The 11,381-nt window shown below is 72.3% G+C and carries 11 protein-coding genes and 1 pseudogene; 8 read left to right on the top strand and 4 right to left on the bottom strand.

All coding sequences use genetic code 11. The features are described from left to right. The first annotated feature begins 53 nt into the window (after nt 1-53). The 4 genes and pseudogenes from ACIBBH_RS32430 to ACIBBH_RS32415 form a co-directional block, all read left to right on the top strand. Nucleotides 54-512, top strand: a complete 459-nt coding sequence (locus ACIBBH_RS32430) for an RrF2 family transcriptional regulator (protein ID WP_399410765.1) — start codon at nt 54-56, stop codon at nt 510-512. Nucleotides 513-535: 23 nt separating this feature from the next. Continuing rightward, a complete protein-coding gene (locus ACIBBH_RS32425) occupies nt 536-718 on the top strand; it encodes a hypothetical protein (protein ID WP_399410763.1) in 183 nt (60 codons plus the stop codon). 146 nt (nt 719-864) lie between these two features. After that, on the top strand, nt 865-1,515 hold the full coding sequence (locus ACIBBH_RS32420) for a DUF4360 domain-containing protein (RefSeq protein WP_399410761.1): 651 nt from the start codon (nt 865-867) through the stop codon (nt 1,513-1,515). 319 nt (nt 1,516-1,834) lie between these two features. After that, nucleotides 1,835-2,074: pseudogene (locus tag ACIBBH_RS32415) on the top strand (arabinan endo-1,5-alpha-L-arabinosidase); the annotation flags it as partial. 27 nt (nt 2,075-2,101) lie between these two features. Here the strand turns inward: ACIBBH_RS32415 and ACIBBH_RS32410 are convergent. Next, nucleotides 2,102-3,823, bottom strand: coding sequence for a pyridoxal phosphate-dependent aminotransferase (locus ACIBBH_RS32410; RefSeq protein ID WP_399410759.1), 1,722 nt, complete (start codon nt 3,821-3,823; stop codon nt 2,102-2,104). A 461-nt stretch (nt 3,824-4,284) separates the two neighbouring features. Between ACIBBH_RS32410 and ACIBBH_RS32405 the strand changes: the two genes are divergently transcribed. After that, on the top strand, nt 4,285-5,202 hold the full coding sequence (locus ACIBBH_RS32405) for a hypothetical protein (protein ID WP_399410757.1): 918 nt from the start codon (nt 4,285-4,287) through the stop codon (nt 5,200-5,202). A 56-nt stretch (nt 5,203-5,258) separates the two neighbouring features. Here ACIBBH_RS32405 and ACIBBH_RS32400 read toward each other — a convergent pair whose 3' ends face one another. Beyond that, nucleotides 5,259-6,122, bottom strand: coding sequence for a hypothetical protein (locus ACIBBH_RS32400; RefSeq protein ID WP_399410755.1), 864 nt, complete (start codon nt 6,120-6,122; stop codon nt 5,259-5,261). A 178-nt stretch (nt 6,123-6,300) separates the two neighbouring features. On the opposite strand from ACIBBH_RS32400, the gene ACIBBH_RS32395 reads away from it, so the two are divergent. Beyond that, entirely contained in the window at nt 6,301-7,458 is a 1,158-nt protein-coding gene (locus tag ACIBBH_RS32395; protein WP_399410753.1) for a serine hydrolase domain-containing protein, read from the top strand. A 102-nt stretch (nt 7,459-7,560) separates the two neighbouring features. Here the strand turns inward: ACIBBH_RS32395 and ACIBBH_RS32390 are convergent, their stop codons facing one another. Next, nucleotides 7,561-8,559, bottom strand: coding sequence for an NADP-dependent oxidoreductase (locus tag ACIBBH_RS32390; protein WP_399410751.1), 999 nt, complete (start codon nt 8,557-8,559; stop codon nt 7,561-7,563). Nucleotides 8,560-8,646: 87 nt separating this feature from the next. Between ACIBBH_RS32390 and ACIBBH_RS32385 the strand changes: the two genes are divergently transcribed. Together ACIBBH_RS32385 and ACIBBH_RS32380 are read left to right on the top strand one after the other, a co-directional pair. Next, nucleotides 8,647-9,081, top strand: coding sequence for a MarR family winged helix-turn-helix transcriptional regulator (locus ACIBBH_RS32385; protein WP_399410749.1), 435 nt, complete (start codon nt 8,647-8,649; stop codon nt 9,079-9,081). A 32-nt stretch (nt 9,082-9,113) separates the two neighbouring features. After that, nucleotides 9,114-9,905: an EI24 domain-containing protein gene (locus tag ACIBBH_RS32380; RefSeq protein ID WP_399410747.1), complete on the top strand. Its 792-nt coding sequence runs from the start codon at nt 9,114-9,116 to the stop codon at nt 9,903-9,905. Here ACIBBH_RS32380 and ACIBBH_RS32375 read toward each other — a convergent pair. Next, nucleotides 9,895-11,196, bottom strand: coding sequence for a pyroglutamyl peptidase (locus ACIBBH_RS32375; RefSeq protein WP_399410745.1), 1,302 nt, complete (start codon nt 11,194-11,196; stop codon nt 9,895-9,897). The two genes, ACIBBH_RS32380 and ACIBBH_RS32375, sit on opposite strands and share 11 nt — an antisense overlap. Nucleotides 11,197-11,381 lie beyond the last annotated feature (185 nt).

Genomic DNA, 11,381 nt, shown 5'->3' with positions numbered 1-11,381 from the left:
TACGGGGCACAGGTCCGGCCATTCTCCATGGACCCACGCCCCACAATGGACGCATGAGGATCTCGGCACGGGCGGATTACGCGGTACGGGCGGCCCTGGAGCTCGCCGTACGGCAGGGTGACGGCCCGGTGAAGGCGGAGGAGATCGCGGCCGCGCAGAACATTCCGCACAAGTTCCTGGAGGGCATCCTCGGGGACCTGCGGCGTGCCGGGATCGTCGAGAGCCGGCGCGGCGGGGGCGGCGGCTACCGGCTGGCCCGCGAGGCCTCGGCCATCACCGTGGCCGACCTCATCCGCGCGGTCGACGGCCCGATCGTGTCGGTCCGGGGCGAGCGGCCGACGGGGCTCGCCTACAGCGGGACCGCCCAGCCCCTGCTGCCGCTGTGGATCGCGCTGCGCGCCAACGTGCGCCGCATCCTGGAGGGCGTCACGGTCGCTGATCTGGCGGCGGACGCCCTGCCGGAGGCCGTGCGGCAGCTGGCGGCGGAGCCGGCGGCCTGGGAGAACCCCTGAGCGGCTGTGCGGTGCGGCCGTCTGTGAAGGCCCTGCCGGCCGGCGGTCGGCTGGAACCGCGCAAGGTGGTCGGTTCCGTCGACGCCGGCAAGGCGCTGGTGGCCGTCGCCGCGAGCCTGGGCCTCCTCTTTTACTCGGTCCGGGCCCAATCGAAGGAGAAGGCGGCCGGGTCCGGGTCCGGGGACCGGCAGCCTGTCGGTGCGTGAAATTCCCGTTGTGAATGGCCGGAGTTGACCCTGCCCAGTCCCGGACGCGGCTCCCTACGATGCGAACGCCCCGGCCTTCACAGGTTCCGCACAGTTTCTCCAAAGGCCGGGGCGACCCACCCCCCACTCCACAACTGGGAGAACCCATGGCTGGCGGCCTGCTCCTGAGCGGCGCGATCGCCGCGCTCCTGACCACCGCGCTACCCGCGCACCCCTCGTCCCCGGTGGTCACCGACCCACCCCCGGACAAGATCGTCATCGACGTCGCCACGGTGAACGGCTCCGGCTGTCCCCAGGGCACGGCGGCCGTCGCCGTCTCCCCGGACAACACGGCCTTCACGGTGACCTACAGCGACTACCTCGCTCAGGCCGGCGGCAACTCCGACCCCACGGCGTTCCGCAAGAACTGCCAGCTCAACCTGATCGTCCACGTCCCGCAGGGCTTCACCTACGCCATCGCCAGCGCCGACTACCGTGGCTTCGCCTCGCTCCAGTCCGGCGCGAGCGCCACACAGAAAGCCTCGTACTACTTCCAGGGCTCCTCGAACACCGCGGCCAAGAGCCACCCGTTCAGCGGCCCCTACAACGACGACTGGCAGGCCACCGACTCCACCGACTGGGCGCAACTGGTCTGGGCCCCCTGCGGAGTGCTGCGCAACTTCAACATCAACACGGAGCTGCGGGTGAACGCGGGGACGACGTCACCCGGCAAGGTCAGCTTCATGACGATGGACTCGACGGACGGGGACATCAGCACGGTGTACCACATGGCGTGGAAGACCTGCCCGAGCTCCTGACGACGGAGACCCGGCCCGCCCGGTGAGGCCGGGCGGGCCGGGTGGCTGTACGGGCGCCGTCGTGACGGAGTCCTGGGAGGGGGTGGTGCGGGTGACGGTGCCGGCCGAGTACGGGGAGACCTCGGCGACCGCGGTGGTGATCGTCTCGTTGCAGAACAGCTGACCGGTGTGGACGGACCAGCCCGGGCAGATCGTCGCGAGGCCGGCGACGCCGCTGGACTTCGTGGGCACGCAGCCGCGCAGGAAGGTGCCGTCGTCCGACTCGTCGCGGCCGTTGCCGCCGACGTGGCCGGAGTACTCCCCGAGCGCGTCCGCGTACCTGAAGGCGGGGCGGGCCACGAGTGTCACCGGGCCCTGCTGAGACAAGAGCGTCGTCGCCATGACCAGCGACGGCGGGACGCCGGTGCTGGGGCCGCACGGCGGGGTCATCGGACCCGGCGGCCAGTCGATCACGCATGACAGCGACGGCGATCTCACCGTCTACCACTACTACGACGGCAACGACAACGGCACACCCAAGTTCAGGATCAGCCTGCTGGACTGGAGTTCGTCCGGCCCGTCGCCTCTTGGGCGCCGCCCCCGGCGGCTACCCCGCCTGCCCCATCCCCGCCGCGTTCGGCCAGCTCTGTGCGTTGGGCCAGCTCTGTGCGCTGGGCCAGCCGGTCGCCGGGGCGGGGGTCAGGTCCGGGGCGGCGGGGGCGGGGGCGGTCATGCCCCGGACCTGGGCCGCGGTGAGGCCGCCGCGGGCCGGGACGCCCGGCGGGGTGGGGCCGGTCAGCGCGGCCGGGGCGGGTACCGGCACCGGGGCGGGGGCGGGGAGCGGCGCCGGGGGAGGCATCGGAGTCGGCGCCGGGGCGGGTACCGGAGTCGGCATCGGTGCGGGTGCTGCCGCGACCGGCTGGGGGGCCGGGTGGGGAGCGGGTTGGGGTGCCGGCTGCGGTACCGGCTGGGGAGTCGCCTGGGCTGCCGCCGGCATCGGCATCCCACCGCCGACCGAGGGTGCGGCGGCGGGGAGCGGCATGCCGGTGCCGACGGCCGGGGCGACTGGCAGCCCCTGGGCGGGGCCGGCGCCGACGGCCTGCGCGGCAAGCCCTCGCATACCGGCCCCGTTGGTCTGGCTGACCAGGCGGTCCACGGCCGCCGTACCCGAGCTGTAGTTGGTCCCTGTACCCAGCTCGGGTACGGCGGCTCCCCTCCTGGTCCCGTAGAGCACCGACTCCAGGCCGGACACCAGGCGACGCACGTCGACCTGGGGGCGCACCACGAGCCGCAGGAAGCGGCTGGACGAACCGATCTTGTTGCCGCACTCGCGGACCAGGATCCGGTGCTCGGTGAGCATCCGGTCGCGGACCACGGTGCCTTCGGCGCCGACGGGAAGGCGCACGAAGAGGAAGTTCCCCTGGGAGGGGTAGACGGTCAGGCCGGGCAGCGCGGAGAGCTGGCTGGCCATGTCGAGGCGGTCGCGGCGGACCTGCATCAGGCTCTGCGCGTACTCGGCGCCGTGCTCCTTCAGCATGAACACCACGTGTTCGGCGAAGGAGTTGAGGTTCCACTTGGGGAGCATGGAGCGGACCTTGCCCGCCAGGGCCGGGTTGGCGACCAGGTAGCCGAAGCGTATGCCGTGCAGGCCGAAGTTCTTGCCGAGACTGCGCAGGACCACCACGTTGGGCCTGAGCATCGCCTCCTGGACCACGCTCGGGTCGGCCTCCGCGTCGGCGAACTCCAGGAAGGACTCGTCGACGACCACCAGGTCCAGGTCGGCCATCGCGTCCATGAACTGCACCACCGACTGCTTGCGCACGTAGCCGCCGTCGGGGTTGTTGGGGTTGCAGATGACCGCGACCCGGGTGCCCCGCGCGCGGATGAACTCCGCGTACTGGGCCAGGTCCAGGGCGAAGCCGCTGGACTCCTGGAGCGGGAACATGTCGACCCGCTTGCCGGTCTCCATGGGCTGGTCGGTCCAGCGGCCGAAGGTGGGGACCGGGATGGCGAGGGACTCGCGGACCAGGAGGTGGTCGATCCAGGTGATCAGCTCGGTCGAGCCGTTGCCCATCGCGACACACTGCGGCGGGAGCTGGAGCAGGTTGCACAGCTCGGCCGTGATGGTGTCGGCACTGCTGGGGTAGTACGTGATGATCTCGCGCAGCCGGGTCCCCATCTCCGCGAACATGGCGGGGGTGGGGAAGTACGGGTTGCACGGGATGCAGAAGTCCACCGGGCCTGACCCGTCGCCCTCGCGCGTCAGCGCCGCCATCGAAGGGCTGTGCGCCGCCGTGTTGCGGAACAACGAGGTGACGTTGTCAGCCAAGGAAACCTCCGTCTGTGGGTGGCCCGTGCGGGGGAGCACGGGCCACCCATCAGTACGGAGACGGGCGTGGCGTTGTTCAACTCGTGTGAGGGAAGTGTGACTTCCCCGATCACCTGCCCCTTGGCGGTCGGTTCACGCGCCGAAGGCGTGCATCGTCGTCCCAGCGGCCGTGCATCTCCAGCATCGGTGTGCACCTGGACGTACGTCAGATTGCGCCACGGCGTCCCGACCACGTGCGTGCTGTCCGCTGATGCGCACGACAGTTGCCCCTCAGCTGTTCGAGATTTCGTCACGCGTTCGAAACGCTGGTGTGACAGTAAGGATGGTGCGAGGGTGAGTGTCAATGGGTCGAACGGGTAACTGGTTTCGGCAAGGCTTTCGAGAGCTCTTTCGATCTACCACAGAACCTTCACAGAGGTGCCTAGGAACGTTACCGTCCGGGAACCTAGTCTTCCCGCGTCATGGACTACTGCCACCCGTGCCGACGGCACCTCAACGGCGCCCTCGCCTGCCCGGGGTGCGGAACCCCAGCGGAGACGCTCCGCGCGTACGCGCAGACGGGGGCGCCTGAGGTCTCGTACGCGCAAGCGGGCGCGGCGGAGGTCGCGTACGGGCATGAGAGCGGCGGTGTGCCGTACGTGCCGCACGGGGATGCCGTGGGCCCTTACCTGGAAGCCGAGGGTGCCGAAGAGCCCTACACCGAGGACTCCTATGCCGAGGGGCCCCATGCCGAGGAGGACTCCGAGGACGACCAGTACGGCGAGGACGGCGAGGACGAGGAGGACGGCGAGCCGCAGGGCCGGGCGGCCCGGCGCCGGTCGCGCGGACGCGGGCGTGGCGGTGCCGACGACGGGCCGGACGGCGCGGCCGCCAGCCGTCGCGACCGCAAGGCCGCGGCGCATCGCCGCCGGCGGCGGCGCACCCTCCTCATCACCGCGGGCTTCGTCCTGGCGGCGGGCGGCCTGAGCCTCGCCGAACTGGGCATCGACGCCCCCGGCTTCTCCAGCCAGAAGCCCGCGGCGTCCGGGGGCGAGTCCGCGGACGGCGGTGCGTCGCCCCCCGGGCCGGGGCAGACGGCCCGGCCCGTGGACGACGCCTCGCGGGGCGGCGGCACGGGTACGACCACGCCGGACGCGTCCTCGTCGCCGTCGGCGTCGAAGTCCGCCAAGGACAAGGCGTCCAAGTCCCCGGAGGACAGGAGCACGGAAACGTCGCAGCAGTCGGCGACGACTGGCGCCGCCGATACCACGCCGGCCCCCGCGGCCCCGGCGACGACCCAGCCGGCCTCCACCCCGACCGCCGGCCCGACGACCTCCGACCCGGCTCCGCAGCCGTCGCCGTCGCCGACGTGCAAACGGTTCCTGTGGTGGTGCGCCTGACCTGACGGCGGCCTCCATGGCCTCTTTGCCCGGGTGGGCGGGCCCGGTGCTGGCTCCTACGCCGGTGTCACCGACACCACGACACCGCCTTCCGCCGTCGGGCTGACCGCCGCCGACACCCGTACCGCCACTGCCCGGGTCGCCCGGCCCGTGCGGGAGGCGGCCGAGAGGAGCAGGGGGTGGAGCTGTTCCAGGCCGGCCACCACCAGTTCCTCGCCCGCGATCAGGAGCGGGCGGGCCGCCTTCGCCGTGGCCGCCGCCGCCTCCGTGAGGTCGGCCAGGGGTGGCACGGTGGTGCGGACGATGTCGGCGGCGACCGTGGCCGCGCGTTCCGCGAGGGCGACCTGGAGGGGCAGCAGGGGAGCGAGTGCCGCCGTCAGCGCGTCGGCGATGCGGCGCAGCTCGGGGGTGGAGTCGCGCAGGACCTCGGCCGCCGCGCGGAGTACCGGGGTCAGGGCCAGCAGGAGGCCGGCCGCGAGGCCCGCCGTCGCGGGCAGCAGGGGGGACAGCGCCTCGGCCAGCTCGCCGACCACCGCCGCGCCCTCCTCCACCGCCGGCGCGACCGCGTCCAGCACCGGCAGCAGGCTGTCGCCGAGGGCGGCGAACAGGGCCTGGGCGGGTTCGCTCACCGGGTGCGTCGCCAGCGGGGCGCCGGTCGTGCCCAGGCGGGTCAGGGTGTCGACGATGCGGTAGAACGCCTCCTGCGCCTGCGGTGAGGCGCTGGCCTCGGCCAGCTCGGCCGTGGTCTGGCGCAGCACCCGCAGCAGCTCGGTGCCCGAACCGTCCCGTGGATCGAGGGTGTTGATCGCGATCTTCGTGATGTTCCCGGCCGTGTCCAGGAGCTGGCCGGTGATGTCGGTCGTACTGCGTGCCATGCGCAGCACGTCGTCCCTGCTGGGGAGCGAAGGAATCGTCGCCATGGGCCCCTCCCGCCTCGCCGCTGCCCGCCTCGCGCGCACCGTCACCAGCATGCCCCCTGCGGCCCCGCGGCAGGAGACATCCGGGCGACGAGGGCACCAACACATGGGTGGGGCTGTTGAGTCGAAGGCAGTCATCGCACCGTATTCGATCTAGGGAACCACCGGAGGAGGCACGCGGATGACGCAGGAGATCACCGTCCACGGCACGGTCGCCGACGGCTTCGAGGCGGTACGTGAGGAGTTCGCCGCGTTCGTCGCCGAGGAACGGGACGACTACGAGGGGCAGTTGTGCGCGTACGTCGACGGGCGGCGGGTCGTCGACCTGTGGGCGGGTGAGGCCGTCGACGGGGAGTCACTGTACGCGGTCTACTCGTCGACCAAGGGTGCCGCCCATCTCGTCGTGGCGCTGCTCGTGCAGGACGGCACACTGGAACTGGACCGCAAAGTCACCTACTACTGGCCGGAGTTCGGCGCCGAGGGCAAGGGCTCGCTGACCCTGCGCGACCTGCTCGCCCACCGGGCGGGCCTGGTCGGCACCGACACCGGCTTCACCCGGGCGGAGCTGGCCGACGACCGGGCGATCGCCGAACGCCTCGCCGACCAGCGGCCGTTCTGGCGGCCCGGCACGGGATTCGGCTACCACGCCCTGGTCATCGGCGCCCTGACCGGCGAGGTCGTACGGCGCGCCACCGGCCGTACGATCCAGGAACTGCACGAGGAGCGGGTCCGCGCCCCCTACGGCCTGGACTTCTTCCTGGGCCTGCCCGCCTCCGCGGAGCCCCGCTTCCGCACCGCCCAGCCGATGCTCCCGACCGCCGAGCAGCAGGCGCTGCTGGACGCGCTGCCGACCGGGCCGCACACGCTGACGTCCATCGCCTTCAACCGGCACGCGGCCGAGCCGGCCGACCTGGCGGAGCTGCCCAACGACCGCCTGGTCCGCGCCAAGGGCCCGGCGTCGGTCGGCGGGGTCGCCTCGGCGCGCGGCCTCGCCGGGCTGTACGCGGCGGTGATCAGCGAGGTCGACGGCAAGACGCCCCTGCTGAAGCCGGACACGGCGGCCGAGTTCGGGCAGCTGCACTCCGCCGGGTACGACCTGGTGACCCGCGCCCACAGAGCGTACGGGCTGGGCTTCCAGGCGACCGCCGACGCCTGGCACCCCTTCCTGGGCGCCGGGGCGTTCGGCCACAGCGGCGCGGCCGGCTCCCAGGCGTTCGCCGACCCGCGCAGCGGTCTCGCCTACGGCTACACCCGGCGCCGGTACGCCTTCCCGGGCGGCGCGGCCCCGGAGAACGACCGGCTGGCGCGGGCGGTGCACAGCGCGGCGCTGGCGGGCTGACGCGCATACGACGAGAGGCCGCACCCCACGTCCAGGGGTGCGGCCTCCGCCTGCGCAACGAGCGCCGACAGGCGAGCGTCACGGGGAAGTAGCCGGATCGGATCAGAGCTTGACGATCATCTTCCCGGTGTTGTCGCCGCGCAGAACGCCGAGGAACGCCTCCAGGTTGTTCTCGATGCCCTCGACGACCGTCTCGCGGTACTTCAGCTCGCCGGAGCGGACCCAGGCGCCGACCTCCTGGACGAACTGCGGCTGCAGGTCGTAGTGGTCGCCGACGAGGAAGCCCTCGATACGGCCGCGGGTCTGGATGAGGCGGGCGAGGTTCCCCGGGCCGGGGGCGGGCTCGGTGTTGTTGTAGACCGAGATCATCCCGCAGACGGCGATGCGGCCGCCCTGGTTGAGCCGGCCGATGGCCGCCTCCAGGTGGTCGCCGCCCACATTGTCGAAGTAGACGTCGACGCCGTCGGGAGCGGCCTCGCGCAGCTGTTCGCTCACCGGCCCGTTCCGGTAGTTGAACGCCGCGTCGAAGCCGTACTCCTCGACGAGCAGCTTCACCTTCTCGTCGGACCCGGCCGACCCGATGACCCGCGAGGCGCCCTTGAGCTTGGCGATCTGGCCGACCTGGCTGCCCACGGCACCGGCCGCGCCGGAGACGAAGACGGAGTCGCCCTCCTTGAAGGAGGCGGTGCGCAGCAGGCCGGCGTAGGCGGTCAGGCCGGTCATGCCGAGGACGCCGAGGTACGTCGACAGGGGCGCGGCCTCCGGGTCGACCTTGACGGCGTTCTTGGCGTCCACGGCCGCGTACTCGCGCCAGCCGAAGAAGTGCAGCACGTGGTCGCCGACCGAGACGCCCTCGGCGTTGGAGGCGACGACCTCGCCCACCGCGCCGCCCTGCATGACCTTGCCGAGCTCGAAGGGGGCGACGTACGACTTGGCGGCGCTCATGCGGCCGCGCATGTAAGGGTCGACGGAGAGGTACTTGTTCCGCACGAGCACCTGGCCCGCGCCCGGCGTCGGAACCTCGGCCTCGACCAGGGCGAAGTCCTCGGGCTTCGGCCAGCCGACCGGGCGGCTCAGCAGGTGCCATTCGCGGTTGATCATCACAGCGCCTTTCATTTACTTCAGTACCTGAAACAACCATGCGCCTGAATATTTCAGCCTGTCAAGTAACCGGGTACCCTGGAGGACATGTCCACCCCACACCACACCCGCCCCGACGCGCTGACCACGGAGTTCCTCGAACTCATCGGGGATGTCGTGGCCCGCTTCTACGCGGACTACGAAGAGGCGGCGGGCGAGCACGCCCTGACCGGCGCACAGGCCCGGCTGCTGAATCTGCTTTCCGTGGAACCGCTGCCCATGCGCAAACTGGCGCAGAAGCTGAAGTGCGAGCCGTCCAACGTCACAGGGATCGTGGACCGGCTGGAGTCCCGCGGCCTGGTGGAGCGCCGCCCCGACCCGGCGGACCGCCGCGTGAAGGTGGCCGCCGCGACGGAGGAGGGCCGCCGGGTCGCCCGCGACCTGCGCGAGGGCCTGCGCTTCGCCCGGGAACCGCTGGCCGGACTGTCCGACGAGGAGCGGCTCGCCCTGCGGGACCTGCTGCGACGGATGCTGGACACCTGAGGCGTGCGCCGGGGGCCCGATAGGGTTACCCCATGCGCGATCTTGGGGCGGGATTCGGTTATCTCCTGAAGGGCCAGCGCTGGGTGGCCCGGCACGGGAAGCAGTACGGCTTCGGCCTGCTGCCCGGCCTGATCGCCCTGCTCCTGTACGCGGCGGCCCTGGCCGTCCTCGCCCTGTGGGGCGAGGACTTCGTCGTCTGGGCCACCCCCTTCGCCGGCGACTGGGCGAGCCCCTGGCGCGGCCTGTTCCGCGGCTTCCTCACGGTGGTCCTCTTCGCGCTGGGCCTCCTGCTGGCCGTCGTCACCTTCACCGCGGTGACGCTGCTGATCGGCCAGCCCTTCTACGAGAGCCTCTCCGAGAAGGTCGACCGGGACGTCTCGCCGGACGGCACGGCACCCGGGTCGGGCCTCCCGCTCTGGCGCGACCTGTGGATCTCGGCCCGCGACAGCCTGCGGATCGTGCTCCGCGCCGCCGTCTGGGGCGTGCTGCTGTTCGCCCTCGGCTTCCTGCCCTTCGTCGGCCAGACCGTCGTACCGGTGATCGGCTTCTTCGTCACCGGCTTCTTCCTCACCGAGGAACTCGCCGCCGTCGCCCTGCAGCGCCGCGGCGTCGAACTGCGCACCCGCCTCACCCTGCTCCGCTCCCGCAAGACCCTGGTCTGGGGCTTCGGCACACCCCTGGGCGTGGCTTTCCTGGTCCCCTTCGCCGCGGTGTTCCTGATGCCGGGCGCGGTCGCGGGCGCGACGCTCCTCGCCCGCGACCTGCTGGGCGAGGAGAACGCCGGGGAACCGGACGGGACCGAGGACGAGCGGGTCACTTCCTGAACGTCGCCTCCGCCGCCACCGTCACGATCGACCGCACCTGCTCGATGATGTCCAGCCGGTTCCGCACGAACTCCGGGTCCGTGACCGTGCCGGTCGCCGGGTCGGTGTTCCCGCTGCCGAACTGCAGGACCGGCGTGTGCACGTGCCCGCCCGGCAGCGTGTCGTGCAGGCCGAGCCGGTCCCGCAGCAGCGTCGCCCGGTAGGCGATCTCGTTGGACAGGTAGTTCCCGCCGCCCCCGGCCCGTGCCGTCGAGCCGGGGGTCGGTCCGTCCGGCCGTACGACGGGGTCCGTGCCTCCCGCCGGGATCTCGGTGACCTCCGTGTGGTCGTACACCGGGAAACGGCCGGTGCCGGCCGCCGTGATGGCGGCGTACGGGAGGGTCGTGGTCGTCCACTGGGGCTGCGAGGCCGGGTCGGTGACCGGCACGGTCTCCGTGCGGGAGACGGTGTCGTTGTCGGGGAAGCCGCCCCGCCAGGCCCCGTTGGTGCGCTCGATGTCGAACCGCCCGGCCCGGCCCTGGCTGACGGTCGTGAACAGGTCGACCTCCGGCAGGTACGGACGCAGCGTCCGCTCCACCGCGCCGTCCGCGAAGTCCCGCCAGCGCACCGGGAAGACGGCCGTCTCGACCCGCGCCGGTCCGTCCGCCGTCTCGATCACCGTGCCGTCGAGGGCGAGGGCGGCGGCCCCGGAGGGGTTGGAGATGCGGATGTCACGGTCCAGGGTGAAGGGATCGAAGCCGGTGACGAGGATGCGCTTGAGACCCTTGGCCCGCGCCGGGTGGCGGATGTCGGTCCGGCCGCGCGAGGTCCGCTCCAACTCCTCCAGCAGCGCGGCGCGTTGCGTCTCGCTGAGCCCGAACCCCGGCTCCCAGGTCCGCACCTTCCGGGTCATCCCCAGCCGCGCCCAGTACAACGGCCGGTCGTCGTCCCGGCTCAAGCCCGCCCGTCTCCCACCACCATCCTTCCAAGGAAGCGCTTCGCGCCTTTCTGATTCCGCCACCCGGCCCTGCGCCCGGTCGACGGCCCGCCGCCACAGCGCCGACCCCTCGCGTACGACGATGCGGCGGGCCTGCGCGTAGCCGTGCGCCCGGTCCAGCGCGCGGGTGAAGTCCGGGGCGACCGTGTCGAATCCGGAGCGCCGGAGAATCTCCTGGGGCACGGCCCGGTCGAGTCGCTGCTCCTCGACGGTCGGCGCGGGTGCCGTGTCGGCGGCGGCCGTGGCCGTGGGGGCGGCCAGCCCCGCGAGCAGGATGAGGCCGAGGATGCCGATCCGAAGGCGTAGGGCAGTCAAGGGGGTCCTTCCGTCGCAGTGGGGTGCGGTCGTGCGGGACGGGCGCAGTATCGCGTGACGGAAGTGGCGTACGCCATGGGGCCGTTCAGGCGGGGATCCGGGCCGCCGCCTCCCGCAGTACCGCGAGGAAGGCCTGAACCGCCGGTGAGAGGCGACCGCCTCCGCGTACACCGCCCGGGCCGGGG

This window comes from Streptomyces sp. NPDC051636 (assembly GCF_044453765.1).
In the GTDB taxonomy this organism is placed as follows: Bacteria; Actinomycetota; Actinomycetes; order Streptomycetales; family Streptomycetaceae; genus Streptomyces.
Note: the sequence above shows the minus strand (reverse complement) of the source record. Positions and strands in the feature narration are given on the sequence as shown.

Bases quoted from the DNA above. Each gene is read 5' to 3' on its own strand.
- ACIBBH_RS32405 (WP_399410757.1), top strand. From the start codon at position 4,285: ATGGACTACTGCCACCCGTGCCGACGGCACCTCAACGGCGCCCTCGCC.
- ACIBBH_RS32430 (WP_399410765.1), top strand. From the start codon at position 54: ATGAGGATCTCGGCACGGGCGGATTACGCGGTACGGGCGGCCCTGGAG.
- ACIBBH_RS32385 (WP_399410749.1), top strand. From the start codon at position 8,647: ATGTCCACCCCACACCACACCCGCCCCGACGCGCTGACCACGGAGTTC.
- ACIBBH_RS32390 (WP_399410751.1), bottom strand. From the start codon at position 8,559: ATGATCAACCGCGAATGGCACCTGCTGAGCCGCCCGGTCGGCTGGCCG.
- ACIBBH_RS32395 (WP_399410753.1), top strand. From the start codon at position 6,301: ATGACGCAGGAGATCACCGTCCACGGCACGGTCGCCGACGGCTTCGAG.
- ACIBBH_RS32420 (WP_399410761.1), top strand. From the start codon at position 865: ATGGCTGGCGGCCTGCTCCTGAGCGGCGCGATCGCCGCGCTCCTGACC.
- ACIBBH_RS32400 (WP_399410755.1), bottom strand. From the start codon at position 6,122: ATGGCGACGATTCCTTCGCTCCCCAGCAGGGACGACGTGCTGCGCATG.
- ACIBBH_RS32380 (WP_399410747.1), top strand. From the start codon at position 9,114: ATGCGCGATCTTGGGGCGGGATTCGGTTATCTCCTGAAGGGCCAGCGC.